Raw genomic sequence first — 25682 nt, 5'->3', positions numbered from 1 at the left:
CGACTCGGAGCGGTCCGCGGCCTGCCGGATCAGGTCCGCGGCCACACCCTGCTGGTCCGGCGCGTCGGCCATGGTGCGCAGCTGCGAGGAGATGGTGCGGATGCCCTCGGCGGCCTTCGTCTGCTGCGTGCCGGCCTGGCTGGTCAGGTCCGACTTCGCCTGGTGCAGCAGGTCCTTGGCGCTGTTCTTCGCCTCGTACGCGACGTTCTTCGCCTCGGTCTTGGCCGTCTCGGCGACGTTCTGGGCGGCAACTTTAGTCTCGCTGGCGACGTTAGCGGCCTCATCCTTCGCCACGTCCTTCTTTGAGGACGCGTCATCCTGGAAGCCCGGGCTGCCGGTGTAGCCAGTGGTGCCGGCGCCAGTTGCGCCGTACCCGGTGGTGCCGGCGCCGTAACCCGTATTCTGTGTGGCCGGGGGAGTGGTGAGGTCTTCATCCTGCGGCCATTGGTTCTCAGTCATCTTCGCTCTCTCTTTCCGAAAGGGTCAGTTGCTGTACAGGAACCAGCGTTGCTGGCATGCAATGGTAAGCATGTTTACTAATAAATAGTAAGCACCCTTGGCATTTTTTCCCACCTCACTTCAGTCGTCTGGCGCCAGGCGGGGCGAGGGCCGCGTAATGGCGCGGATTTGCTGCGCTTAGCGAATCTCGGCGTCAAGAAAAAAGCTAAGCAGGCTTGCCAATCCGATAGTAAGCATGCTTAGGGTATAGGTGCGAGGCCGGAGTATTTGCCTCGGCCCTACGGCGGATGCCCGCCATGCACGGCAGTTGCCGCTTTTCGGTGGCATAGCGCGCAGTGTGGCGTCGCCCCGCCGTCGCCGGTTCAACGTGAACAGCCAAAAGTGGACAAGAAGTCAACATTGAAGGAGACAGAATGCTCGCCAAGGAACACATCGACGACCTGCTCAACAAGAACGGCAACATCCTGTCGACAGACGGAGGCAAGATCGGTTCCGTCGGACAGGTGTATGCGGACGATGAAAACGGGCAGCCTACCTGGGTAACCGCACGCACAGGCCTTTTCGGTACCTCCGAATCCTTCATCCCCCTCGAAGGCGCCCGGGTTGATGGAGCTGACATCGTCGTCCCGTACACCAAGGAGCAGGTGAAGGATGCCCCGCGCGTGGAAGCGGAGGGACACCTTGATCCGGCCGAAGAGGACCGGCTCTACGAGCACTACCAGCTGAACGGAGCGGTAACTTACACCGAAGCTGCGAACGGGCACACGGCCGACTCCGGCCGAACGTCCGACCGGTCCGCGGCCGGCCTTTCCGCCACTGAGCGGGATGCGGGATTCGCTGCCGCAGGCGGCGGCGGAACGTACAGTGCGGCGGATGAGAGGGCTGGCCGTGACACGTCCGGACTGGCCGACGGTGATGCCATGACCCGCTCGGAGGAACGAGTGAATGTCGGCACAGAAAGGCAGGCTGCCGGTCGGGCGCGCCTGCGCAAATACGTGGTGACCGAAAACGTGACCCAGACCGTTCCCGTGCAGCGCGAGGAAGTGCGGCTGGAGCGCGAACCGATCACCGAAGGAAACAGGGGCGAGGCCCTGGTCGGTCCGGACATCAGCGAGGCGGAACACGAGGTGGTGCTTCACGAGGAACGTCCGGTGGTGGACAAGGAAACTGTGCCCGTTGAGCGGGTCAGGCTGGACACCGAAACCGTCACGGACGAGGTGACTGTGGATGAACAAGTCCGCAAGGAGCGCATTGAGGCCGACGGCGTAGAGGACACCCGCCGCTAGTTGCCCCGCGCCGGGGCCGGCTTACCGGCCCCGGCGTTGCAGGCATTGTGGGCTGGCCATGTCGCCAGCACGGGCTCAAAGGGGAAAGAAGGTTCAAACCGATGGTCCCGAATCCTGACGCGGAGCAGTGGGGGCCTCACCAGCTGCTGTCCATGGCCGCCAGGCTTGTCCAGCGCAGGCAGGACCAGGCGCTGGCCGAACTCGGCCTCACCCACGCCGCAGTCATCGCGCTGCAGGGCCTCCTTGCCGGGCCGCTGAACCAGGAACAGTTAGCCTCTGACATCAAGGTCCGCAGTCAGTCCATAGGCCGGGTCCTGTCGCGGCTCGAGGAGGCAGGCCTGGTGGCTCGTGCGTCCAGTTCCCTGGACAGGCGTCACAACGAGGTTTCCATAACGGAAGCAGGCCGCCAGGCACTGGAGGCGGCCAGGAAAGCTGAGCAGGATGCGCTGCCCCCTGACGTCGTTGAGGGTACCGTCCTGGGCCGGGAGTTGGCGCGGGTCATCAGCTACTTTCCCGGCCGCGCCAAGCCCGGCTCGGCCAAGAACCAGAATCCGGCCGCAGCCGTCGGCGACCCAGCAGCGGACGACACCGCGGAAGCGGGCCCTCCCGTAGCCGGTGCACCCGCAGAAGGGGCGGCGGTCGAGGGCATGACGCCCCCGGCTGGTGCCAAAACAGCAGGCGTGCCCGCAACTGGGCAGCAGCCTTCGAGCGCGGATACCGCTGCCGAACCTGCCCTAGAGGAGCCCGCCTCCGGAGACGAGGTTGCCGCCCAGGACGCTGCGCCGGCGCCGCAGGACGGCGCCGGAACAAGGCCGGAATCAGCTGCGAGAGCGACTCCGCCCCTGGGTAGGCGGACTGATCAGTGACGAAGGAAAGTGTCGCCGCGCCGCGCGCGGCGACACTTTCCTGGTTGGAGTACTCCGGTCCGGGCTCGCTGCCGGACCTGCTCCAGCTTCGCTGGGACGGCTCTAGCGTCCCTGTTGCATCGGGTCCGGCCAGTTGCCGATGAGGCCGGACATGGGGTCGGGCCAGTTGCCGATCCGGCCGCGCATGGGGTCGGGCCAGTTGCCGATCCGGCGGCTAAGGGGTCCGGACTGCGGGCGGGACGGGCGAGGGGCAGCAGACAGCGGGGCGTGCGTAGACATGACATGTTCTCCTGACTGAACTGATGGTCCTTGCGCAGGGTTGCGCAGGTGGTCTTTTCTGCCCTGAATGCGGGCAGAGCTGACCTGTTCAGTCGGGGGAAGACCCCGGATCCACGGCTGGACTTGAGGGAAGGTGCTGGGCAGCATCGAACACGCGGACGCCGGCAAACAGGGGCGTCCGGTCCCAATCTCCCGCCACTTCGGCGGCTTGGGCGCCAGAGCCTTCGGAACCTAGGGAGGAGTTCCCCGGCGTTCCTTCGCTCACGGCAAACAATTGAAGATAGCCGTAGCGGTGCTGTGCGTGGAAGTGCGATTTATGGGCAGCTGGCCTGGCGCCTGCCAGTTCACGTCCCTGGGGCGTGATCATCTGAAGCTCGGCCAGCGACAGCCCTGTGCCGGCGAGCGGCAGCCCGGCGCCGGTGGCCGGCATGACCGGGACTGCTGTCTCCGCCAATGTTGCCCGCCCTGCACTGCCTCCTGCATTCGGAGCGGTGGTCCTCGGCCCGACTGCCGAGGGCGAAGCGGCAGGTCGCGGCGCAGCAAGATCTGGCGGGTTCCCCTCGGCGTCGGGAACCGGCGTCGTCGGCGTGACCCCCGGTACGGGAGCTACGGGCAGTTCCGGAACCGGCAGCGAAGGGACGGGCACTGAAGGAAGCGGTAGCGAAGGAACAGGCACTGAAGGAACGGGCAATGAAGGAACGGGCACTGACGGGACCGGCACTGAAGGAAGCGGTAGCGAAGGAATGGCGGGCACGGCAGGCGTTGCAGGCAGCCGTGGCACCGACGAAATGATGTCTTCTGCGGCCGCTATCACGCTGTCCGCCTTACCGAGGACGGGGGCCGTCGCGCTGGTCACGGAGGTGACCGTCGTCGATGCCCCGTTGACCACGGCGCCCGCAGTGGCCGCTACTGTGCCGACGACATTCGGCACAGGCTTGGTGACTGCAGCCGGGAGGCTGGGTGCCGCCGGCAGTGCAGGAACCACCGGCAGCAGCTTGCGCGCCGCGGCGACCTGGGAGACGGGGGAAGTTTGCGGAGCAGACACTGCCGACTGCGCGATGGAAGCGACGGGAGCTGTGGCGAGGGAACCGACGCTGAGGGAACCGGAATTCAAAGAACCAGAGCCAACCGCATCGTTGTCCCCGGTGGCCGCGCCTGCGCATGCCGCGCCCCAGATGATCCACGCCAGGGCGAGGAAAACGGGCAGCAGGAGGGCACGCGTGACCGCAGCCTTGTGAAGGCGCAAGCTGTTGGCCATTCGAATCACCCCCCAGCGCAATGGATGATCAGAATATGCCCGGCGGCCGGTTCCGTCCAGAGGAAAAAACATCTTTGCACGAGCGAGTCCGCTGAACTGCAATAAAATTGAAGCGGAAGGTGCTTATTCGGTGACTGGATCCATCGCCGTCGTCCTCGTGCTGCTGGCCGCAATTGCTGCCATTGCCATTGCGGCAACAGTGCTGGCCGTCCTGCGCGACGGGCGCGGCGAGGTGCGCAGCGAACCGTCTGAGGAGGCGTGGACAGCCGGACATCTGCCCAGCGAGCCCTATGCCCTGATTCGCTTTAAATAGACACCTCGATGCCGGAAGCTTTCGAACACGGCGGTCCCGGGGTGGCACTCAGCACGGCATCCGGGTTTGTGCTCTCCTTCGTGCTGTCCCTTGCCTGACTCCAGGATGCACGACTCCCCGATGCCTGATTCCGCAAGCCGCATAACCCACCGTTGGGAAGCACACGCCCTGACGACACAAAAGTTGGTGCAGCCGCCCACGACTCTGCGTGGCCGCCTGCACCAACCGGTAGTACGAATACTCAGATTAGATATCTACTCATTCGCGGCTCCTAGTTCCCGGCGTTCGCGGTCCGGGCTATCTCCTGTCCTCGACCGAATGACGTGAAAACATCCAGCCGCAGGCAATCATCAGCACGCCAAGCACCATGTGCGTCCAGTTGTCCGGCGTATTCAGCGACAGGAAGTTGGCCGCCGAATCTACTCCGACACTGAGCCCGTAAATGCTGAGGATGATGTACAGCGCACCGGCGCCCATGAGGAACCTGCGCGCGCCCATTTCGCTGCGGGACATGGCCCAGCCGGTTGCGCCGATAACCAGCTGCACGATGTTGAGCAGCATGGATACCTGGAACAAGCCGAGGAACATGGCGTGCGAATCAGGCCCGAGGAACATCAGTTCGCCATACCGCGCGGTGATGCCCGGGATGAACCCCAGCACACCGACCACCATCAAGACAATACCTACACCCATGCCAGCGTTCTGGACGTCAGTCCTGCCAAAGTGAACGCCGTGTGCATGTGGGGATGCGGTAGTCATTTCTGCCTCCAACCACTGAATGCGGACAAGCTAATTTTACGTCCGGCCCTCTGAAAAAGCGCTCGCTGTTGAGCTTGCCCGTACTGGTGCCAGCGGAGTCTGGTCCGACTTCTCACGCCGTTGAGCCTGTCGAAACAGGCGGGCCGGGCCTCGCATGGCACGATGGGAGGCGATGAAACTGCGTGCTGACCAGACCGGAGACCGTGGCCTTCCCATGCCCCTGTGGCTGCAGGGCGGGCTCGAGTCCGCGCAGGCGGCGATGATTTCCGCACTGCTGGTCATCGCACCCATCGTCGCGGTGTGGGCCACCTCGGGTTTCGGAAGCAGCGGCCTCGATGCCTTGGCCCGGCTCGCCGGCCAGGCTTGGCTGGTCATCCACGGGGTGCCCCTGTACCTCACCGCGGTGGGGGAGGGTGCCGCGGCCAGGCCCGAGACCGGCACACTGTCGCTGCTTCCGCTGGGCCTGACCCTCATCCCGTTCCTGCTGGCCTGGCGGGCAGGCAGGCGCCTTGCCCGGGCGTCGTACACGGACCAGCTGTGGCAGGCGCTGCTCGGCTCGTGGCTGGTTTATGCGGGTTTTGGCATCGCCACTGGGTTCATCTGCCGGACCGAAGATGTTGAGGTCTTCCTGTGGTGGGCCGGGCTCCTGCCGCTGGTTCCGTTCGGCCTCGGCATGGTGATCGGTGCACGGCGAGAGGCCGGTTCGTGGAGCCGCCTGATCGGCGTCGACGCCGTGGACTGGATCGCCCGCACCAGCCAGCATTCGCGGTGGGCGGGTTCGTATCTGGCTTCCGCCGCCAAAGCAGGCTTCGTGGCTGTTATCGCGGCACTTGCCATTTCCTCGTCGCTGCTAGCCGTCGATCTTTTCATCCACTGGAACCTTGTGGTGGCGGTTTATGAAGGGCTCGACGCCGGACCCGTCGGAGGCGCGGCCCTTACCATTGCGCAGCTCGGTTTCCTGCCCAACCTGGCAGTGTTCGCACTCGCGTGGCTGAGCGGCTCAGGTTTCGCGCTGGGAGCCGGCTCGCAGGTGGGTCCGCTCGGGACCGCCGTCGGACCGCTGCCCACCATCCCGGTTTTTGCTGCCATCCCTTCCGGCCCACTCGATTTCGGACCGGTGGCGCTGGTGGTTCCGGTGCTCGCCGGGGTCCTGGCCGGCTGGTGGTTCCTGCGCGAGGGGGAAAATCACTTCGACGAGTGGCTGTCCATTAAGCTCCACGTCCGCTGGCTGACCGCCGCGGCGTCCACGCTGTTCCTGGCCCTCATCGTCGGGGCTGCTGCCGGCGTTCTGGCTGCGGCCCTTGCCTATCTTGCGCGCGGCTCGGCCGGCATCGGCCGCCTCACGGACATCGGTCCGGACCCGCTGTGGACGGCAGTCTGGCTGACGGCGGAAGTCGGCATCGGCGTCGTAATTGGCTATGCAGCGGGACCGTGGCTGGAGCGCCGGCAACTGCGGGACGCCGAGCTGGGGACTGCACCCAGCAGCAAATAGCCGCCCAGGGTGGACCGGCCTGGTCGGGTGGCTCGCGGAGTTAGCGGACCGGCTGCTGAAGCGGCCCGGGCAGTGAGTTCTCCAGCTGGACCCGGCACTCGGTGCTTGCCTTGCTGGTCAGCGCCTGGCGGGAGCACTGCTGGAAGTCGCGGACCTGGTTGAAGAACAGTGCCGTGGTCAGGACCAGAAGAACCAGCACGGCCGAAACCACCAGGCCGGAGATGGTTCCGAACAACACCAGTTTGGATTCCTTGAACCGGATGGCCCGGATGAGCACGATGATCCCCAGCGCGATGCCAGCCGCCGTCAGAAGGGCCGTGAGCCAGAGGTAGGCGATGTCCAGCTGGAACACGAAGAAGGCGCCCAGCGCGGCCACAATGAACATGCGGAACAACGTGTGCGTCTTCTGGAGTGAGGCTTTGGCCTCCTCGCTGAGCGGACGCGCGGTCCGCTGCGGCCCCTGGGGGCCCGGAGTGGGGTTCATGTTTTCCAGCCTACGCGAGCAGCCGCCTAAGCTTGAGCAATGCGCATAGTAGTCCTCGTCTCCGGAACCGGTTCCAACCTCCAGGCCGTCATCGACGCCGTTCAGGCCGGGGACCTGGATGTTGAGATCGCCGCGGTGGGCGCGGACCGCCCGGGAACCTACGGCGTGGAGCGCTCTGCAGCTGCCGGGATCGACACGTTCGTGGTGGATTTCAAGGCCTACCCGGACCGCGCGGAGTGGAACGCCGCGCTGACGGAAGCCGTGGCCGCATACCAGCCGGACGTGGTGGTGTCGTCAGGCTTCATGCGAATTGTGAGCCCCGAGTTCATCGACGCCTTCGACGGAAAATACCTCAACACGCACCCCGCCCTGCTGCCGTCCTTCCCGGGCGCCCACGGGGTCCGCGACGCCATGGCCTACGGCGTGAAGGTCACCGGCTGCACCGTGCACTGGGCCGACGCCGGCGTGGACACCGGACCCATCATCGCGCAGGAGGCGGTGGCCATCGAGGACGCCGACACTGAGGACACCCTGCACGAGCGGATCAAGGTGGTGGAGCGGCGGCTCCTGGTCTCCACCCTCGCGTCGCTGGCCGCGGAGCACGCCGCCGCGCGGTCCGCCAAGTAGCGCATCCCGTCGAGGGGTGCTCATCAACTGAGTAGCAGCAGAGGGCGTTCCCAAGGCTGGGAACGCCCTCTGCTGCTACCTAGTTGGGAAGGCACCTACTCGAGGCGGCGCTGCCTGGTTTCCGGGGAGAAGAACGCCATCCACAGCACCGACAGGACCACGAGGCCGCCGGCGAGAGCGAACGATGTGGCCAGCCCCAGCTGCGGCCAGAAGTAGTTCGCAAAAATGAGCGGGCCGAAGCCTGCGCCCAGCCGAGAGAACGTGGACGCCCAGCCGAAGCCGCTGCCCCGCAGCTCCGTGGGGTACAGCTCGGAAACGTAGGTGTAGAGCACCGGGATGGCCACCTGCACCACGAACCCGAACACCAGCAGCCAGAACACGGCAGCTGTGGGCACATCCACCACGAACGCCACCACCACCAGGATCAGCGCGGACAGCGGTCCGGTAACAGCCAGTAGCCACTTGCGGCCCACCCGTTCCACGAGCAGCGCTGCCGCAATCACGCCCAGGAGCCCGACGGCGGCCATTCCCGCCGTCGTCAGAAACGCCTTGTACTCAGCGAACCCGGCACCGATCAGGATCCGCGGCATCCAGGTCAGGGACAGGTAGTAGACCAGCAGGATGCTCATGAACAGCGCCCAGGCAGCCGTGGTGATCTTCCAGTTGAACTGCCAAACCCCGCGCAGCTGCTGCCACGCGCTGCCGGCGGAAAACCGCGGGACGGCCTGCGGCTCGGGCAGGCTGTAGGCCCGGGGCTCTGCTCCGGTGGCCTCGACCAGTCCGTCAATCACCCGGGCGGCTTCTTCACGGCGTCCCTTGCGTATCAGGAACAGCGGCGACTCGGGAACGCTGCGCCGCACCCAGAACACCAGCAGGGCAGGCAGCACCATGACGAGCATGGTCAGGCGCCAGTCGGCAAAAGCGGCGACGAGCCAGGCGGACACGAAGCCACAGAGTGCGGCGCCCACGGGCCACCAGCCGTCCATCGCGGTGAGCACCCGGCCGCGCTGCCTTCGGGGCGTGAACTCGCCCACCAGCGCGTAGTCCACGGGAATGCAGCCGCCCAGGCCGAACCCGGCCATGAAGCGGAACACACAGAACCAGAAGAAGTCGGGGGAGAAGGCGCCGAGCACCGTGAAGAGCGAGAAAATCAGCAGCGTGGCCGTGAAGGCCTTCCTGCGCCCAATGGTGTCGGCGATGGTGCCCCAGATGAAGGCGCCCAGGGCCATGCCGATGAGGTTGGCCGTGCCGATCCAGCCGGCCTCGCCCGGGGTGAGGCTCCAGTGGGTGGACAGCAACGGAATGAGAATGCCGTTGAGGGTGACATCCCAGGCATCGAACATGAACCCCAGGCCGCCGATCACGAAGATCCGGCCCTGCACTTTCCAGCGCCACGGCAGTTCCTGGACTACCTGCTCGCCGCTGGGCACAGCGGTGTAAATATTCATCTCGGCCTCCTGCTTAAACCTTACGTTGCGGAACGCCCCGAAGCGGCGGACCGGGAACGCCCGGAAGGGCCGGACCCCACGCGGGAAGCGGCCCGGCCTTCACACTGGGTCCGCCAGCAGAAGGGGGTCCACCGACACGATAAACTGGGCGGTATCCCCACCAACCGCGGCACATCCACCGCGAGATAAAGACGGAGACTTTTGTGAGCTTGACGCAGCTTGACCGTGTTCCCATCCGCCGGGCCCTGATCTCGGTATACGACAAGACCGGTCTGGAGGAGCTCGCCAAGGGCCTGCACGCAGCAGGCGTCAAAATTGTTTCCACCGGTTCGACCGCCAAGAGGATCGCCGCCGCCGGCATCCCGGTCCAGGAAGTCGAGGAAGTCACCGGCTCCCCGGAGATGCTCGACGGCCGGGTCAAGACCCTGCACCCGCGCGTCCACGGCGGCATCCTCGCCGACCGCCGCGTCCCCGCCCACATGGAGACCATCGCCAAGATGGAGATCGAGGCGTTCGACCTGGTGGTGGTGAACCTCTACCCGTTCGTTGAGACGGTCAGGTCCGGTGCCGCGCAGGACGACGTCGTGGAGCAGATCGACATCGGAGGCCCCGCCATGGTGCGCTCCGCCGCCAAGAACCACGCGGCCGTCGCTATTGTGGTGGACCCGGCGTTCTACGGCGACGTGGTCCGCGCCGCCGGTGAGGGCGGCTTCGACCTCAAGACCCGCCGCCGGCTCGCCGCGAAGGCGTTCGCGCACACCGCCACCTACGACACCGCGGTGGCCACCTGGACCGCCAGCCAGTTCCTCGACGAGGACGGCGACGGCGTCATCGACTGGCCCGCCTACGCCGGCCTCGCCCTGGAACGCTCCGAGGTGCTGCGCTACGGCGAGAACCCGCACCAGCAGGCCGCGCTCTACGTGGACAAGGCAGCCCCCGCGGGCATCGCCCAGGCTGACCAGATCCACGGCAAGGCCATGAGCTACAACAACTTCGTGGACGCCGACGCAGCACTGCGCGCCGCCTACGACTTCGCCGAGCCCGCCGTGGCCATCATCAAGCACGCCAACCCCTGCGGTGTGGCCGTGGCATCCGCCGACGCCGCCGACCCCATCGCCGATGCCCACGCCAAGGCCCACGCCTGCGACCCCGTCTCCGCATTCGGCGGTGTCATCGCGGCCAACCGCACCGTGACTGCCGGCATGGCCCAGACCGTGGCCGGCATCTTCACCGAGGTGGTCATCGCCCCCGGCTTCGAGCCCGAGGCCGTGGAGATCCTCTCCAAGAAAAAGAACATCCGCCTGCTGTCCCTCCCGGAGGGCTACGGCCGCTACCCCGCGGAAATCCGGCAGGTCTCCGGCGGCGTCCTGGTGCAGGTCACCGACAAGGTGGACGCCGACGGCGATACCCCCGCCAACTGGACGCTCGCCGCCGGCGAAGCAGCCGACGAGGCCACGCTGGCCGACCTCGCGTTCGCCTGGACCGCCTGCCGGGCCGCCAAGTCGAACGCGATCCTGCTCGCCTCCAACGGCGCCGCAGTGGGCATCGGCATGGGCCAGGTCAACCGCCTGGACTCCTGCAAGCTCGCCGTCGAGCGGGCCAACACGCTGGGCGTTAGCGTGCAGTCCGACGTCGACGGTGCCGGCGGCGCGGCTAACGCCGGTACGGCAGAATCAGGCGCGAGCGGCGCTCCCGCCCGTGCCCGCGGCGCGGTCGCTGCCTCAGACGCGTTCTTCCCGTTCGCCGACGGCCTGCAGATCCTGATCGACGCCGGCGTGCGGGCTGTGGTGCAGCCCGGCGGCTCGGTCCGGGACGAGGAAGTCGTCGCTGCAGCCAACGCTGCGGGCATCACCATGTACTTCACCGGCGCCCGCCACTTCTTCCACTAGTCCCCACCGCCGCCCTAACCTCGCTGGCGCTCGGCCAGGGAACCCGGGCGGCGTGGGCCCAGAGCTTCCACTGTAGGAAGCAAAGCCCGACGGCGGCTGCCCCCTTAAGGGGACGGCCGCCGTCGGGCTTTAACTTGCTTTAGTTTTCTTCCGATTCCTTCTGGGCCGGCAACCGGATGTCCCGGGGGACCGCTTCCGCCATACGTTCCGGCGTCCAGTAGGCCAGGATCTCCTCGGGCGCCTGACTGACGCGGTGGCTTACCTCGGCGTCGTCAGTGCTGCCCGCGGCATCCTTATTTCCGCTGTGCACTGTCGTAGACCTTCATGATGGTCGAGCCCCAGAACGGCCCGAACATCGTGGTGGAACTCGTTCCATAGCCGTAGCTGTTGACGGAGTTCTGGAAGTTCGTGTCGCCCCGGGCAAACCAAGGGCCGCCCGAGGAACCGCCCGTCATGTCACAGGAAATGCCCTGGGAGTTGAACTGGGGGTTGATCGTGTCGTCCTTGGCCGTGCCTGTGCAGCTGACCAGGGTCGTGCCGGTGAACGGGGCCGCGGCCGGATACCCATAGGACTTGTATGTAAGCCCCCGCGGCTGGCTGAACTCCACACCGGAGGCACCCACCCTGTCGGCCAGGGTCTTGCCACCCACCCGGGCCACCACGGCGAAGCCGGTGTCGTACCGGATATCGCCGCCGGAGGTCCAGTTCCGTGCCGCGTGCAGCGACCGGGCCGGCCATTGACCGTACGGGGACAGGCCCTTGTTGTAGCCGGGAACAAACACCCAGTTGGTGGCGAATGCGCCAGGTCCCTCATTAACACAGTGGCCGGCGGTGGCCACGAGGCTTCTGTTCTGGGCAGCGACTGAGTTGCCGGAGCAGACGTAGTTGATTCCGGCGAGGGTGAAGAAGACCTTGCCGATGTGCGGCACCGGGTTTTCGTCAGCGTGCAGTGCAGTGGTTACGGTGGTCTGCGCGGCCGTGCCCGCGATTCTCGTCGGCTCTCCCGTCGCCACGGCAGCCGAAGGCGAGGAGCCTTGGTTTTCGTGCCTTGCCACGGCCTTGACGGCCAGCACATCGCCGGGAAGGGCGGCGCGCATGCGCTCCGGCGTCCAGTAGCCCTGCGGGCTGGACACGGGAGTGCTTGCAACCTGCAGCTGGGTTGCATCCTGCGACGTTGCAGAAGAGGCTGTAGCGCCGCCGATGGCGCTCACTACCAGCAGCAAGCCCGTGGAGAGGCTGCCAGCCAGTGTCTTTTTGCTCGTCATTTGCGGTCCTACCTATCAGGTGGGGCGGGCCCGGGAGGCACGCCGGGTGACTGATTGACCTACCCGGGGATGACAAGCTCGGTTCAAAACGATTCAAGTTTTCTTGCCAGGTAGGGGTGGTGCTGATGCCCCTGCCGCAAGGGGTTCCAACTCAGTTCAGCCGCCGAAGCGGTATTCCTTTATGAGAGAAAGATTAGAGCCCCACCGCGCCGGGGACAATGGATAGTGTGGCGGAAGACACAGAAACGCGGTAATCCAAGGGCTTCCGGCCCTCCAGTTGAGGTTCAACCGGTCCACCTCGGGTAAGTTAAAGGTTGGTGAAATAGACCGGAATACCAGATACAAGCCGACCTTCAGGGAGACGCCCGAGCATGGCCAAAATTATCTATACCCACACCGACGAAGCGCCGATGCTGGCCACATATTCGTTCCTGCCGATCATCGAGGCGTTCGCGTCCACGGCAGGTGTGCAGGTGGAGACCCGCGACATTTCGCTGGCCGGCCGCATCATCGCCGTCTTCGGCGACTACCTCACTGAAGAGCAGCGGATCGGCGACGCTCTGGCTGAACTCGGTGAACTGGCGAAGAAGCCGGAAGCCAACATCATCAAGCTGCCCAACATCAGTGCATCCGTCCCGCAGCTGAAGGCCGCCATCGCTGAGCTGCAGTCCCAGGGCTACAAGTTGCCGGACTACCCGGACAATCCCACGTCCGACGAAGAGACCGCCATCCGGTCCCGCTATGACAAGATCAAGGGCTCCGCCGTGAACCCGGTCCTGCGCGAAGGCAACTCGGACCGCCGCGCACCGCTGTCGGTCAAGAACTACGCCCGCAAGAACCCGCACTCCATGGGTGCCTGGACCCCCGAGTCCAAGACTAACGTGGCCCACATGAACGCCAACGACTTCCGCGCCAACGAGAAGTCCATGGTGGTCCCAGCCGACGGCACCATTGAAATCCAGCTGGTCCGCGAGGACGGCACGGTCAAGGTCCTGAAGAAGGCCTTCCCGGTCCTCGCCGGCGAGGTCATCGACGGCACCGTGATGCGCGCCGCCGCCCTGGACGAATTCCTGGCAGCACAGGTAGCCCGGGCCAAGGAAGAGGGCGTGCTCTTCTCCGCACACCTGAAGGCCACCATGATGAAGGTCTCCGACCCCATCATCTTCGGCCACGTGGTCAAGGCTTACTTCTCCGAGCTGTTCGACACCTACGGCAAGCAGCTCGCTGCGGCCGGTCTGAGCCCCAACAACGGCCTCGCCTCCATCCTCAACGGGCTGGACGAGCTGCCGGAGGACGTCCGCGAGGGCGTCCAGGCCGCCATCAAGAAGGGCCTCGAAGAAGGCCCCGCGATCGCCATGGTCGACTCCGACAAGGGCATCACCAACCTGCACGTCCCCAGCGACGTCATCGTGGACGCCTCCATGCCCGCCATGATCCGTTCCTCGGGCCACATGTGGGGCCCGGACGGCCAGGAGGCCGACACCCTGGCAGTCCTCCCGGACAGCTCCTACGCCGGCATCTACCAGGTTGTCCTCGACGACTGCCGCGCCAACGGCGCCTTCGACCCCACCACCATGGGTACCGTCCCGAACGTCGGCCTCATGGCCCAGGCCGCCGAGGAATACGGCAGCCACGACAAAACCTTCGAGGCCCAGGTCCCGGGCAAGATCCAGGTGGTCGACGGCTCGGGCAACGTCCTGATCGAACACGAAGTTGCCCCGGGCGACATCTGGCGCGCCTGCCAGACCAAGGACCTGGCCATCCGCGACTGGGTCAAGCTGGCCGTGAACCGCGCCCGCGCGTCCCAGACGCCCGCGGTGTTCTGGCTCGACGAGACCCGCGCGCACGACGCCAAGCTCATCGAGAAGGTCCGCGAATACCTGCAGGAGCACGACACCGAGGGCCTCCAGATCGAGATCCTGTCCCCGGTGAAGGCCACCGCCTTCACGCTGGAGCGCATCCGCAAGGGCGAGGACACCATCTCCGTCACCGGCAACGTCCTCCGCGACTACCTCACGGACCTCTTCCCGATCCTGGAGCTGGGCACCAGTGCCAAGATGCTGTCCATCGTTCCGCTGATCAACGGCGGCGGCCTCTTCGAGACCGGCGCCGGCGGTTCCGCCCCGAAGCACGTCCAGCAGCTGCTGAAGGAAAACCACCTGCGCTGGGACAGCCTGGGTGAATTCCTGGCATTGGCCGTCAGCTTCGAACACCTGGCCAACACCACCGACAACGCCCGCGCGCAGGTCCTGGCCGACACCCTGGACCGCGCCACCGGCACGTTCCTGCTCGAGAACAAGTCCCCGAGCCGCAAGGCCGGCGAACTCGACAACCGGGGCAGCCACTACTACCTGGCGCAGTACTGGGCTCAGGAGCTGGCCAAGCAGACCGAGGACGCCGAGCTGGCGGCCTCCTTCGCTGCGGTCGCCGAGGCGCTGACCTCCAACGAGGAGGCCATCGTTTCCGAACTCCTGGGCGTCCAGGGCCAGCCGGTGGACATCGGCGGCTACTACCACCCGGACGCGGAGAAGGCGGCGGCCGTGATGCGGCCGTCCGCGACGCTCAATAAGATCGTCGCCACCCTGAGCTGATTCTCTGGCTCGCGGCTGAGTCTGAGCAATGAAGCGCCCCGCCACTCATGTGAGTGGCGGGGCGCTTCTTTGCCTGCCGGGACTGCTAGCGGCTTGAAGTTTGACCTACCGGTCGGGGATGTCGTCGCGGCGGGTGTCCGTGTGCCGGGTTTCATTCCGCGGCTCGCCGGTGTCGTCGTCACCGTACGGGGCGTCGACCGCCATGTCAGGGTCGGTGCTGACGGGGCGCTCGGTTGCCGAGGCGTCGTAGGCGGCGCCTGATTCGTACGTGCGGCCCGGGACCGCGTCCATGCCGGCCCCCTCGGAGTAGCCGGTGCTCGCGCCGGGGTCGCCGTTGCCGCCGGCCGCTGTAGTCCCCATGCCGGTGCCGGCCCCGGCCGCTCCAGCGCCGCCCGCTCCCGTTCCGGCGCCGGCACCGCCCGCTCCGGCACCCATGCCAGCCGTCGTACCGGCTCCGGTACCGGCCCCGGTGCCGGCCCCCAGGCCGCCTCCCGTGCCAGCCGCCGTCGAACCCGCATCACCTTCTACCTCGCCACCGCTGACGCTTTCACGCCAGGCGCCGGTTTCTGTGTCGCGTTCCTCGATGAATTTTTTGAACTTCCTCAGGTCCGAGGCGACCTGCCGGGAATCGAGTCCGGTGGCTGCGCCGAGCTTCTCCATCGCTGATTCGGGCTCCCACGTCAGTTCGACGTTCACCTTAGTTTCGTTGGCGCCCAGGGACTCGAACCACACAGTGCCGGCATTGCGGGGCTCGTTCAGGCTCTCCCATGTGACACGTTGGTCTGGCTCCTGGACGGTGATCTGGGCGTCGTACTCGCGCTTCACACCGGCGATGCTGGTTTCGAAATGAACAGTGGTGTCGTCGAGCTGGCGGACGGCGTCGACGCCGCTCATGAAGTTGGGGAAATCCTCAAACTGGGTCCATTGGTTGTAGGCCTGGCGTACGGGGACATCGACGGTGATCGATTCCTGGACAGTTGCCATGCTTGGTTCACTCCTTCGGCGTACGGGCGGCTGGCCCGTGGTTCTGATTGCCCTTGTTCGGATGGAACACCTCCAACGTAGCGGGAAGCAGTCGGCATTTGAAGAGCGAAAGTAAGGCTGCTGACTATGAAGCTCAGGCATGCCCAAATGACGGCCCGCGGTTGTGGGGGGCCACTCGTTTTTCATAGGGTACTAAGCAGGCTTATCTTTCGGCCGGGTGCCCAGCGCCTGGGCCGAGTCCGGCTAGGCCGCCGCTTCGGAAAGGATCGTCTCTGTGCCTGAACAACCAGCTATCAACATCCCAGGAGCTCCGGCAGGGGAGCAGCCCGCCGTCGTCGAACCCACCACCCCGCGGGAACCGCTGCCGCCCAAGCCGGACCAGCAGGGTCCGGAAGCGGTGTCTCCGACCGGCAGCCCCACGGGGGCACCGGAACACTCCCGGGCGCAGTCCGGCCAGTACCTGACCACCGCACAAGGGCTCCGGCTGGCGGACACGGACCACTCGCTGAAAGCAGGGCCCCGAGGCCCGATCCTGCTCCAGGACCACCACCTCCGGGAGAAGATCACCCACTTCGACCACGAGAGAATTCCGGAGCGCGTGGTGCACGCCCGGGGCGCCGGTGCTCACGGCGTCTTCCGCTCGTACGGCACCGCCGCCAACATCACCCGCGCAGGCTTTCTCGCCAAGGATGTGGAAACGCCGGTGTTCGTCAGGTTCTCCACGGTCCTGGGCTCACGCGGCTCGGCGGACACCGTCCGCGACACACGGGGTTTCTCCACCAAGTTCTACACCGACGAGGGAACCTACGACCTCGTGGGCAACAACATTCCCGTGTTCTTCATCCAGGACGGAATCAAGTTCCCAGACGTCGTGCACGCCGCGAAGCCGCATCCGGACCGCGAGATCCCGCAGGCCCAGAGCGCCCACGACACGTTCTGGGACTTCGTCTCCTTGCACACCGAGGCGCAGGCGCACACCATGTGGAACATGTCCGACCGCGGGATTCCGCGCTCCTACCGGACCATGGAGGGTTTCGGAGTCCATACCTTCCGCCTGGTTGACGCCGCCGGCGCTACGACGCTGGTCAAGTTCCACTGGAAGCCGAAGCAGGGCGTGCACTCCCTGGTCTGGGAGGAGGCCCAGATCATCAACGGCATGGATCCGGACTTCCACCGGCGGGACCTTGCCGATGCGATCGAGGCCGGCGCCTACCCGGAGTGGGAGCTGGGCATCCAGACCTTCCCCGACACCGAGGACCAGATGTTCGAGGGGATCGACCTGCTTGACCCCACAAAGTTTGTGCCTGAGGAGCTCGCCCCGGTGCAGCCCATCGGCCTGATGACGCTCAACGCCAACCCGGTCAACTACTTCGCGGAAACGGAGCAGGTGGCCTTCCATCCGGGGCACCTCGTGCCGGGCATCGACGTCACCAACGACCCGCTCCTGCAGGTCAGGCTGTTCTCCTACCTGGACACCCAGATTTCGCGGCTGGGCGGCCCGAACTTCGCGCAGATCCCCATCAACCGTCCGCAGGCTCCCGTCAACGACATGCTGCGTGACGGCATGCACCAGACCGCCGTCCACGCCGGGGTGGCGCCCTACCGGCCCAATTCCCTCGACGGCGGCTGCCCGTTCAAGGCCGGGGCTGACCTCGGGGCGTTCGTCGATGTCCCGGAAGCGGTGGCCGAGGCCATCAAGCAGCGGAAGAATCCCGCATCCTTCGACGACCACTACAGCCAGCCCCGCCTGTTCTTCCGGAGCCTCACGCCGGTGGAGCAGGATCACGTGATCCAAGCCTACACGTTCGAGCTCGGCAAGTGCTACGAGATGCCGGTCCGGGAGCGGCAGCTGCTCGCGCTGGCAAACATCGATGCCGCGCTGTGCGCCGCGGTGGCCCGAGGGCTCGGCATGCCCGCCCCTGACGCCACCGAGGAGGTGCCGGACGCCCAGCCCAGCCCTGCAGTGTCCCAGCTGGGGAAGACCTGGCCGGTAGCCGGCCGCGTCGTCGGAATCGTGGCGGACGAGTCCAGTGATCTGGAGGCTGTCCGGGATGCCCGCAAGGCGCTCGACGACGCCGGCATCGTGCCGCTGGTGATCGCCCCGTCCGGCGGGACGCTCGGGGGAGAGGCCGACGGCGGGGTCCCGGTTCAACGGACCTACCTCACCGCCCGCTCCACCGAGTTCGATGCGGTGATCGTGGCAGGATCCGGTGCGCCGGCAGCCGACGCCGAACAGGGGCTGGACGCGAAGGTCGGTGAACCCGGTGCTTCGCTTGATCCCCGCATCGTGCTGCTGCTGTCAGAGGCCTTCCGCCATGCCAAGGCCATCGGGGCGTGGGGATCCGGCTCGGCAGGGCTGGATGCGGCCAGCATCCCGGACGATGCGGCAGGCGTGGTGCTGGGCGACAGCGCCGGGCAGGTGGTTCCGCAGATCCAGGAGCTCTTGGCCGCCCACCGGGCGTGGGAGCGGTTCCCGGCGGCTGCTTCCTGACGGTATGAAAAGCTTCCTGATCGGCGGAGAAGCTTCCTGATCGAGTGAGAACAAGGGCTGGTCCCCCGAGGGGGACTAGTCCTTGTTCTTGCCCGGCCTCTTGTCCTTCTTCCCCTCTGAGCTGCCCTTGCCGGAGTTGTCCCCGCTCTTTCCGCCATTCACGGGCACGGGAGCCGGCGCGGGGGCAGGGGCCGGGACCACCACAACGGGCGCAGCCGCCGGGGAGGATGTCGGGGTTGCGGCGGGTTTCGCCACGGCAGCCCGGGCAGCCGCGTCCGCAGCCGCCTTCTTGGCTGCCTGCGCTGCCGTCAGGTCGGCCCGCACCGAGTCGATGGCCGCCGTGATGCTCCGGTGGCGTTTGAAGGAAACCTGCCCGGCAGCCGCCGCAGCATCCAGTTCAGAGGACAGCCGGTCCAGGGACTTCAGGGCGGCGGCGGGATTGCTTCCCGCAGCAGACCTGGTGACCTCCAAGACCTGCTGCTGAAACTTTGCAGCCGCGTTCGTTTCGAGTTCCGGGGCAGCGCCCGCGCAGCCGGCCAGTCCCGCTGCCAGCATGCACCCGGTGAGGACGGTGATCGCCCGGCGCCACACGGACGGTAACCGGATCGGGCTCATGGTTCAACGCTCCTTTGCAGCTCCACGAGATGGTCACCCAGGGTGCCGCTCACGCTGGGGTAAGGAACGACGTCGGGCGTTTCAGCTGAGTTGGCGGCCACGGTCACGGCGGCTGCTCCGCCAAGCAGGGCTGCCGCTGCAAGAGCGGAGCCAAACCGGAAGCGCCAGCTCCGGCGTTTCGTTCCGGCCGCGCGGCTGTTCCGGCCTGGAGTATCTGACCTGCCCGGTGTCTTGGCTGTTGTTTTTGCGGTGGACGCCGTTTCAGAAACCCCGGCCGGAAGAATCGACGGCGGCCGAGCCGGGAGTGCGGGAAGAACGCGGGTGTGCTCCTCGGCCAGGTCTCCGGGAGCGGAGTCCGGTGAGACGAGGGCGTGCCGGAGAGCCACTTCCAGGTCTGCGGCGGAGGGCCGCTCCAGCGGTTCGAGGGCGGTCATGGACGCCAGCAGGTGCTGCCATTGTGCGGGCAGGTCGGCAGGAATTTCAGGGGCACGATGCAGCCGGGCCACTGCCGATTCCACCGCGCTGCCCGGATACTCAACCCTGCCCTTGATGCATTCAAGCAGCACGAGGCCGAGCGAATAGATGTCTGACGCGGGCGAAAGTGGGGAGCCCATCGCCTGCTCGGGGCTCAGGTACGCTGCCGTGCCCACCATGGTGCCGGTGGCCGTGAGGCGGGTCCCGTCCACGATCCGGGCAATGCCGAAGTCCGTCAGTTTGGGCCGCACCGGCTCGCCGGGCCGGACCTGAATGAGGAGAATGTTGGCGGGTTTGATGTCGCGGTGAATGATGCCCAGCCCGTGAACGTAGGCTAGGGCATCCGCGACCCCGGCGCCGATGACGGCAACCTCCTCGAGCGGAACGCGGCTGTGCCTGAGGCGGCTGCGCAGGTCCTGCCCGTCCACGAGTTCCATGGTGAGGAAGGGCCTCGGCTGGTCCGGGACGCGGGAATCCACGCCGGCGTCGAAAAGCGTGACAAGGCTGGGATGGTTCAACGTCGCCAGGAGCCGGATCTCGGCTTCCTGGCGCTTGAGTTCATCGGCATCTGCGGCCTGGGGGGCGAAGAGCTTCAGGGCCACGTCCCGGCCCAGGTTCTGGTCCCTGGCCGTATAGACCGACGACATGCCGCCGCGTCCGATCACCCCACCCAGCAGGTAGCGCCCGCCCAGTACCTCCGGTGACACCCCGCTGTGCGTTTCTTTCAACACGTTGCCGTCCTTCTCAGTTCTGGCTCGGTGTTAAGGATAATACGTCTACTTACTAATTGATGCCGCTGGCTGATTTCCGGGGATCGGCCGGGGTTCCCGGCGGCCGGGGACGCGGGCGGGCGGGGACGCGGCTTCGCCGGCGGCCCGGCATCGGGCGGTCAAGAGGACTGCCGTGATGCGGACCGCCGACGAAGTGCGGTTTATTCCTGTCCGGACATGATCCGGACTGTTAGGCCTTCTTCCTGCGGATCACCAGCATCGCGCCGATCGCGAGCAGGACCAGTGCGAGAGGCAGCAGCCCTGCGTCGGCTCCGGTGTTAGCGAGCGTCTGCTGTGCGGTGGCCATGTTTCCGTTGGCCATGGTTGCGGGGCTTGCCGCTGCCGAGGCGCCAGTGGTCAGCGAGCCAGCGGGCAGGATGGCAGCACCAGTTGTCGTGGTCACAGTGCCATTGTCGGTGCCATTTCCGGCTCCACCGTTAGTGTCGGTGCCGGTTGTGCCGGTGCCGGTTCCACTGCCGTCGGTGCCGGTTGTGTCGGTGCCGGTTCCACTACCGTCGGCTCCGTCAGTGCCCGTGCCGTCGGTTCCGGTTCCGGCTCCATCGGTACCGGTTCCATCCGTTCCGTCACCCGGATCGGAGCCGTTGCCGGTTCCATCACCCGGATCAACAGCTGGCGGCGTCGTCACTGTCTCTGCGCCAAGGCCGATGCCCAAGTCAACACCCAGGTCTACAGATGCATCGGTTCCCGTGCCGAGCCCGAGGTCAACGGTGCCTTCAGCACCACTTCCCAGGGAACCCGTGCCGCCGAGGTTGACGTCGAGTGAGGCTGCTACATCAGCGGCGGGAACAACTGTTTCTGATGCCGTGCCGGTGGTGTTTCCCAGGTTTACGTCGACTACGGCTGCCACGTCGGCTGCGGGAACGGTGGTGTCGGTTCCGGTCACTGCGGTGTTGCCGAGGTTGACGTCGACCAGGGCTGCTACGTCGGCGGCAGGAGCCGTGCTACCCGTTCCCGTCGTGTTGCCGAGGTTGACGTCGACCAGGGCGGTGGCGTCGGCTGCGGGAACGGTGGTGTCGGTTCCGGTCACTGCGGTGTTGCCGAGGTTGACGTCGACCAGGGCGGTGGCGTCGGCTGCGGGAACGGTGGTGTCGGTTCCGGTCACTGCGGTGTTGCCGAGGTTGACGTCGACCAGGGCGGTGGCGTCGGCTGCGGGAACGGTGGTGTCGGTTCCGGTCACTGCGGTGTTGCCGAGGTTGACGTCGACCAGGGCGGTGGCGTCGGCTGCGGGAACGGTGGTGTCGGTTCCGGTCACTGCGGTGTTGCCGAGGTTAACGTCTGCGGCGGCTGCCACGTTGGCTACCGGAGCGGCCGGGGCGGTACCCGTCGTCGTGTTGCCGAGGTTTACGTCGACCACGGCGGTAGCGTCAGCAGCCGGGGCGGTACCCGTCGTGGTGTTGCCGAGGTTTACGTCGACCACGGCGGTAGCGTCAGCAGCCGGGGCGGTCCCCGTTCCGGCGCCACCGAGATTGACGTCGACCAGGGCGGTCGCGGCCGGTGCCACGGCGGCAGTGCCGTTCGAGGTACCGGTGTTGAGGTCGGCATTGACGCTGACCGTGGAAGAATTCGACGGCGCTGGGCCACCCAGCAGACCCAGCGACGTCGAAGCATTTAGGTCCGCCGAAGCGGTTTCAGACGCGATGTTGACCGCGGCCGTGGCAGTGGTATCCGCGCTCGCCGCGGTAGCGCCGAGGGCAAGTAGCCCGCCGGCAAAGAGGGTGCCTAATAGACCCCTGCGAACTGTCTGGTGCATTGTGATGTCTCCTGAAAAGTTGTTGTCAGGTGCTCAAGGCAGCCTGATTGGCCGTGTGTCTGCCGCAGGGAGGCAGAAGGGGCCCAACTAGTCAGGAGAGGAGCCGGGGTCGATGGCCACCGGCGAAGGAGCATGCTGAAGGGGGCCGCTGACAGGGACAAAGCCCATGAGCGGCAGGTATTCAAAGGGGCTGTTGAGCCAGGCGGCCGAAGCGGAAGGGCCGCCGGATGACGTGCCGCTTCCCGACCCTGACGCCGGAGCCGGAAGCAGCGCCTCCGGTGATGGCGTGCGGTCTTCACCGGATGGCGAGTCTCCGCCGGCAGGGACCTCCGGGGCGGACCCCGTGGGGTTGGCAACTTTCGTCGCAACAGGGTGGCTGAAATGAGCCGGTGATCCGACGGCCGGTTGAACAGGCAGCGCGGGCACCACCGAGGGCCCGGCGGCGATGCCAAGCGGGGCCTCTGGACTTGCGGGAATTTGCCTCGTTTGGGTGAGGTCAACTGCGGGGAGCCGTTCTGGAACCGCGACAAGGTCCGCCACGAATTCCGTGACGGGTGCAGTGACAGGTGCCGTCAGAGGGGGCGCCTGGGTTAGCACGTCAGTGACCGTCTCGGCGGGAAGCTCGACAGGGAGGGCATCAGTCACCGGGCTCACGGCGTCGGTTACTGGTTCCACGATCTCGGCTACTGGCTTAACGGCCTCGGCCACCGGCGTCACGACAGTTTCGGCCGTCTCCGTCAATGCCCCATCAGCAACGGAGGCTACGGGGCCGGTGACTCCAGCCAAGGTCTCATCCGGGAGCGCCTCGCCCAGAGGCAGTCCGCCGAGAGCGGCGTCAACGGGCTCCACAATGGACGCCACAACGGGCGCAACGACGACTACGGGTGCCGCCGGCGTGGAAGGAACGGGAGTAACAGGTGGAGGCGCAACAACTGGAGGCTGTTCGGCCGGCGCCGGCGCAACCGTAGCCGGCAATGATGCCGGATCGATGTCCGGAAGCGGCAGGGGAGCTACAGCCGGCGTGGGCTGAGCAGCGGCGGGGGCTTCATGTGCTTTCGCGGAGACCAGCTCCACAACGGTTCCCGCCACGCTGTCCGTACTGCCTTCAACGGACGAGACAGCCGAGGAAATGCTCCCGCTCAGCGAATCAGAGAGGTGCGAATTGTCGGCGTCGGCAGCCGGGGCGGATACCGCCAGCCAGGCCATAGCAGCGGCGCCAGCCAAAAGAACCGGGCGCAAGGGGCGCAGTGCAGACCACGACAAAGATGCAACGGTCACGCTCAACACACCCCCTCCCCGAATAAATCGACGATCGACTACAGCCTAAGCCTGGCCCAAAGTGAGAGTCCAGACCCGGGAGAGTATTTCTTTCGATTGGATGAAGGTGCGGAAGGGCTCCTCAGTGCGCGTCGTTCGGATACGCGACTCCGAGCTGGGCCCGCACGCCGTCGAACAGACGCATCGTGTTCAGGGAGTCCTCCAGGGGCATGACCGGGCTCTCGGTGAGGCCCTGCTGGACGCACCGCGTCACCTCGCGAAGCTCGTACGTGTAGCCCCGGCCCGTCACCTCGAAGTGTTCCGTCCGCGGTGTCTCCTGCCCGATCCCCACCACCAGTTTTTTGGGGTTATTGATTGAGCCGAGTGTCTGCAGGTATCCCAGGCTGCCTGCAACCGTTGCGGCGCGGGGGCCATGGGCGAGCAGGGACGAGGTGAGCTGTGCCTGGGCCCCGTGGTGGTAACCCAGCGTGAGCGCATTCTGGGCGTCCACGCCGTCGTCGTTCAGAGTGCCCATGGCACTCACCGTCTGCGGGAAACCCAGGGTGCCGAGGGCCCACAGCAGCGGGTAGACGGTGATGTCCAGAAGGGCGCCGCCGCCGTCCTGGACAGCCCAGAGCCGGGCGGTAGGAGAGTACGGTGCGGGGAAGCCGAGGTCCGCCGAGACCCACTGGACGGTTCCGAGTTCGCCGGAATGTGCGATCTCGAAGGCCCTCTGCATGCTGGGCAGGAAGCGGCTCCACACGGCCTCCATCAGGAACAGCTTCTTCTCGCGGGCCACGTCGATCAGCTCGGCCGCTTCGCGGGCGTTGATGGTGAAAGCCTTTTCGCAGAGCACGTGCTTGCCCGCCCGCAGCGCAGCCAGCACCACCTGGTGGTGCTGGGCGTGAGGCGTGGCCACGTAGACCACGTCCACCGAGTCGTCGGCGAGGAGCCGTTCGTAGCCGCGCTGTCCGCCGTCGTCCCCGTACCCCACGGCAAAGCCGAACTCGGCTGCAAAAGCGTCCGCCGTGTGCTGGGCCCGGGAGCTGACGGCGTACAGTTCCGCGTCCTCCAGAAGCGCCAGGTCCTGCGACACCAGGGAAGCGATCCTGCCGGTGGCAATGACACCCCAGCGCAGCCGGCGGCCTGTGGCTGCAAGGGGATCCGGGTTGGACTGGCTGAAGAGCCACGGCTTGGCGATCGGCGACGTCATGACGCCATCCTCTCACCCGGGTGAGGGAGCGTTGGGCCAAAACCAGCGAGAAGTGAGCAAGGATCGCGTCAAAACCTGCGAAAGGTGAGGGAGGGTTTTCGGGCCGCCCCCACCTTTCCGCCCCAGCTGCGACGCTCGCCACGACGCTGATTGGAGTGTCGGCGTCGGCCTAGACTGCCGCCGGCTCTGCAGCGCGGCCGCGGACAGGTTCCTCCGTCAGCCTGCCCTGCTGCAGCCGGAACCGGCGGTCAGTCTTGTTGGCGAGCGTGCGGTCGTGCGTGACCACGAGGATTGTGGTGTTGTGGTCGCGGCTGAGGGAGCTGAGCAGTTCGATGATGTGTTCGCCGGTCTGCTCATCGAGGTTGCCGGTGGGCTCGTCGGCGAGGATCAGCTTGGGTTCGTTGGCGAGGGCCCGGGCGATCGCCACGCGCTGCTGTTCGCCGCCGGAGAGCCGGTTGATGCGCCGGCCGTGCTTGTCCGGGTCGAGCTGCACCTGCTCCAGCAGGGCCCGGGCCCGCTCGGCCCGGGCGGACTTCCGCACCCCGGCGAACTCCATGGGCAGCATGACGTTGTCCAGCGCGGACAGGTTGGGCACCAGGTTGAACTGCTGGAACACGAAGCCGATGTCCCGGCGCCGGTATTCGGTCAGCTTGCCGTCCGGCATGCCCGCCAGGCTCACGCCGTTGACGACGACGTCTCCGCTGGTGGGCTTGTCCAAGGCGCCCAGGAGGGACAGGAGAGTGCTCTTGCCGCTGCCGCTCTTGCCCACGATGGACGCCAGCGTGCCCTGCTCCAGCTCGAAGCTGACGCCGTTGACCGGCTTGATGGTGCGGTCGCCGGACTTGAACGTGCGGACCAGATCCTTGACTTCAATCATGGCTATTCTCCTCGGAGGACTTCGATGGGGCGGATGCGGGCGGTGAGCAGGGCCGGAACCAATGCGCCGATGATGGCGACGCCGAACACTGCCGCGATGCCGGCGGCAAGGATGCCGGGGGAGACACTCGCGGTGACGGAGGTCAGCAGCTGGGAGGCGCCGCCGAACGGCCCGCCCTGGCCGCCGGGGAATCCGCCGGCCGCCCCGGCGAACC

At 66.5% G+C, this 25682-nt stretch carries 22 protein-coding genes and 3 pseudogenes; 9 read left to right on the top strand and 16 right to left on the bottom strand.

The window, feature by feature from the left end:
- Window positions 1–459: pseudogene (locus DBZ45_RS09985) on the bottom strand (hypothetical protein); the annotation flags it as partial.
- A 413-nt stretch (window positions 460–872) separates the two neighbouring features.
- On the opposite strand from DBZ45_RS09985, the gene DBZ45_RS09980 reads away from it, so the two are divergent.
- Both DBZ45_RS09980 and DBZ45_RS09975 read left to right on the top strand, forming a co-directional pair.
- Window positions 873–1745 (top strand): PRC and DUF2382 domain-containing protein, encoded by an 873-nt coding sequence (locus DBZ45_RS09980; protein ID WP_111903763.1) that lies wholly within the window; start codon window positions 873–875, stop codon window positions 1743–1745.
- Window positions 1746–1846: 101 nt separating this feature from the next.
- Window positions 1847–2611 (top strand): MarR family winged helix-turn-helix transcriptional regulator, encoded by a 765-nt coding sequence (locus DBZ45_RS09975; protein WP_111903762.1) that lies wholly within the window; start codon window positions 1847–1849, stop codon window positions 2609–2611.
- Window positions 2612–2713: 102 nt separating this feature from the next.
- On the opposite strand, the gene DBZ45_RS22935 is transcribed toward DBZ45_RS09975, so the two are convergent.
- Window positions 2714–2890 carry a hypothetical protein gene (locus tag DBZ45_RS22935; protein ID WP_190243077.1) on the bottom strand — a complete coding sequence of 59 codons (177 nt, stop codon included), beginning with the start codon at window positions 2888–2890 and terminating at the stop codon, window positions 2714–2716.
- An 88-nt stretch (window positions 2891–2978) separates the two neighbouring features.
- Window positions 2979–4148 carry a hypothetical protein gene (locus DBZ45_RS22645; protein WP_146617479.1) on the bottom strand — a complete coding sequence of 390 codons (1170 nt, stop codon included), beginning with the start codon at window positions 4146–4148 and terminating at the stop codon, window positions 2979–2981.
- A 130-nt stretch (window positions 4149–4278) separates the two neighbouring features.
- On the opposite strand from DBZ45_RS22645, the gene DBZ45_RS09960 reads away from it, so the two are divergent.
- Together DBZ45_RS09960 and DBZ45_RS23460 are read left to right on the top strand one after the other, a co-directional pair.
- Complete coding sequence (locus DBZ45_RS09960; protein ID WP_111903759.1) at window positions 4279–4461, top strand: hypothetical protein; 183 nt, start codon at window positions 4279–4281, stop codon at window positions 4459–4461.
- A pseudogene (locus DBZ45_RS23460) lies at window positions 4461–4559 on the top strand (zinc permease); the annotation flags it as partial. The gene DBZ45_RS09960 and the pseudogene DBZ45_RS23460, both read left to right, overlap by 1 nt.
- A 199-nt stretch (window positions 4560–4758) precedes the next feature.
- On the opposite strand, the gene DBZ45_RS09950 reads toward DBZ45_RS23460, so the two are convergent.
- On the bottom strand, window positions 4759–5154 hold the full coding sequence (locus DBZ45_RS09950) for a DUF4383 domain-containing protein (RefSeq protein ID WP_111903758.1): 396 nt from the start codon (window positions 5152–5154) through the stop codon (window positions 4759–4761).
- 238 nt (window positions 5155–5392) lie between these two features.
- On the opposite strand from DBZ45_RS09950, the gene DBZ45_RS09945 reads away from it, so the two are divergent.
- Window positions 5393–6712: a cell division protein PerM gene (locus tag DBZ45_RS09945; protein WP_111903757.1), complete on the top strand. Its 1320-nt coding sequence runs from the start codon at window positions 5393–5395 to the stop codon at window positions 6710–6712.
- Between the two features lie 40 nt (window positions 6713–6752).
- Here the strand turns inward: DBZ45_RS09945 and DBZ45_RS09940 are convergent, their stop codons facing one another.
- Entirely contained in the window at window positions 6753–7196 is a 444-nt protein-coding gene (locus DBZ45_RS09940) for a hypothetical protein (RefSeq protein ID WP_111903756.1), read from the bottom strand.
- A gap of 39 nt (window positions 7197–7235) precedes the next feature.
- Here DBZ45_RS09940 and purN point away from each other — a divergent pair, with 39 nt between their 5' ends.
- On the top strand, window positions 7236–7823 hold the full coding sequence (gene purN, locus DBZ45_RS09935; RefSeq protein ID WP_111903755.1) for a phosphoribosylglycinamide formyltransferase: 588 nt from the start codon (window positions 7236–7238) through the stop codon (window positions 7821–7823).
- A gap of 95 nt (window positions 7824–7918) precedes the next feature.
- Here purN and DBZ45_RS09930 read toward each other — a convergent pair whose 3' ends face one another.
- The gene (locus DBZ45_RS09930) at window positions 7919–9271 is read right to left on the bottom strand and encodes an MFS transporter (protein WP_111903754.1); all 1353 of its coding nucleotides are present in this window, start codon (window positions 9269–9271) and stop codon (window positions 7919–7921) included.
- Window positions 9272–9474: 203 nt separating this feature from the next.
- On the opposite strand from DBZ45_RS09930, the gene purH reads away from it, so the two are divergent.
- Entirely contained in the window at window positions 9475–11160 is a 1686-nt protein-coding gene (gene purH / locus DBZ45_RS09925; RefSeq protein WP_111903753.1) for a bifunctional phosphoribosylaminoimidazolecarboxamide formyltransferase/IMP cyclohydrolase, read from the top strand.
- Between the two features lie 139 nt (window positions 11161–11299).
- On the opposite strand, the gene DBZ45_RS22930 is transcribed toward purH, so the two are convergent.
- Both DBZ45_RS22930 and DBZ45_RS09920 read right to left on the bottom strand, forming a co-directional pair.
- Window positions 11300–11470, bottom strand: a complete 171-nt coding sequence (locus DBZ45_RS22930) for a hypothetical protein (protein WP_190243075.1) — start codon at window positions 11468–11470, stop codon at window positions 11300–11302.
- The gene (locus DBZ45_RS09920) at window positions 11454–12425 is read right to left on the bottom strand and encodes a trypsin-like serine peptidase (protein WP_111903752.1); all 972 of its coding nucleotides are present in this window, start codon (window positions 12423–12425) and stop codon (window positions 11454–11456) included. The genes DBZ45_RS22930 and DBZ45_RS09920 overlap by 17 nt, the downstream gene beginning before the upstream one ends.
- Window positions 12426–12796: 371 nt before the next feature.
- On the opposite strand from DBZ45_RS09920, the gene DBZ45_RS09915 reads away from it, so the two are divergent.
- A complete protein-coding gene (locus tag DBZ45_RS09915; protein ID WP_111903751.1) occupies window positions 12797–15016 on the top strand; it encodes an NADP-dependent isocitrate dehydrogenase in 2220 nt (739 codons plus the stop codon).
- Window positions 15017–15121: 105 nt separating this feature from the next.
- On the opposite strand, the gene DBZ45_RS09910 is transcribed toward DBZ45_RS09915, so the two are convergent.
- Window positions 15122–16000 carry an SRPBCC family protein gene (locus DBZ45_RS09910; protein ID WP_111903750.1) on the bottom strand — a complete coding sequence of 293 codons (879 nt, stop codon included), beginning with the start codon at window positions 15998–16000 and terminating at the stop codon, window positions 15122–15124.
- 274 nt (window positions 16001–16274) lie between these two features.
- Here DBZ45_RS09910 and DBZ45_RS09905 point away from each other — a divergent pair, with 274 nt between their 5' ends.
- A complete protein-coding gene (locus DBZ45_RS09905) occupies window positions 16275–18491 on the top strand; it encodes a catalase (protein WP_111903749.1) in 2217 nt (738 codons plus the stop codon).
- Between the two features lie 75 nt (window positions 18492–18566).
- On the opposite strand, the gene DBZ45_RS09900 is transcribed toward DBZ45_RS09905, so the two are convergent.
- The 7 genes and pseudogenes from DBZ45_RS09900 to DBZ45_RS09870 form a co-directional block, all read right to left on the bottom strand.
- Window positions 18567–19106, bottom strand: a complete 540-nt coding sequence (locus DBZ45_RS09900; RefSeq protein ID WP_190243074.1) for a mucin-associated surface protein — start codon at window positions 19104–19106, stop codon at window positions 18567–18569.
- A complete protein-coding gene (locus DBZ45_RS09895) occupies window positions 19103–20227 on the bottom strand; it encodes a serine/threonine-protein kinase (protein ID WP_440130514.1) in 1125 nt (374 codons plus the stop codon). Before DBZ45_RS09895 ends, DBZ45_RS09900 begins: the two co-directional genes overlap by 4 nt.
- Before the next feature lie 313 nt (window positions 20228–20540).
- Complete coding sequence (locus DBZ45_RS22925) at window positions 20541–22121, bottom strand: beta strand repeat-containing protein (protein WP_111903747.1); 1581 nt, start codon at window positions 22119–22121, stop codon at window positions 20541–20543.
- 87 nt (window positions 22122–22208) lie between these two features.
- Window positions 22209–23399, bottom strand: a complete 1191-nt coding sequence (locus DBZ45_RS09885; RefSeq protein WP_146617478.1) for a hypothetical protein — start codon at window positions 23397–23399, stop codon at window positions 22209–22211.
- A gap of 121 nt (window positions 23400–23520) precedes the next feature.
- A complete protein-coding gene (locus tag DBZ45_RS09880) occupies window positions 23521–24591 on the bottom strand; it encodes a Gfo/Idh/MocA family protein (protein WP_111903745.1) in 1071 nt (356 codons plus the stop codon).
- 169 nt (window positions 24592–24760) lie between these two features.
- Window positions 24761–25468 carry an ABC transporter ATP-binding protein gene (locus tag DBZ45_RS09875; RefSeq protein ID WP_111903744.1) on the bottom strand — a complete coding sequence of 236 codons (708 nt, stop codon included), beginning with the start codon at window positions 25466–25468 and terminating at the stop codon, window positions 24761–24763.
- 2 nt (window positions 25469–25470) lie between these two features.
- A pseudogene (locus DBZ45_RS09870) lies at window positions 25471–25682 on the bottom strand (ABC transporter permease); the annotation flags it as partial.

Source organism: Arthrobacter globiformis (genome assembly GCF_003261175.1).
Lineage (GTDB): Bacteria > Actinomycetota > Actinomycetes > Actinomycetales > Micrococcaceae > Arthrobacter > Arthrobacter globiformis_A.
The sequence above is the reverse complement of the archived record's forward strand: the minus strand, read 5'-3'. Positions and strand labels throughout refer to the sequence as shown.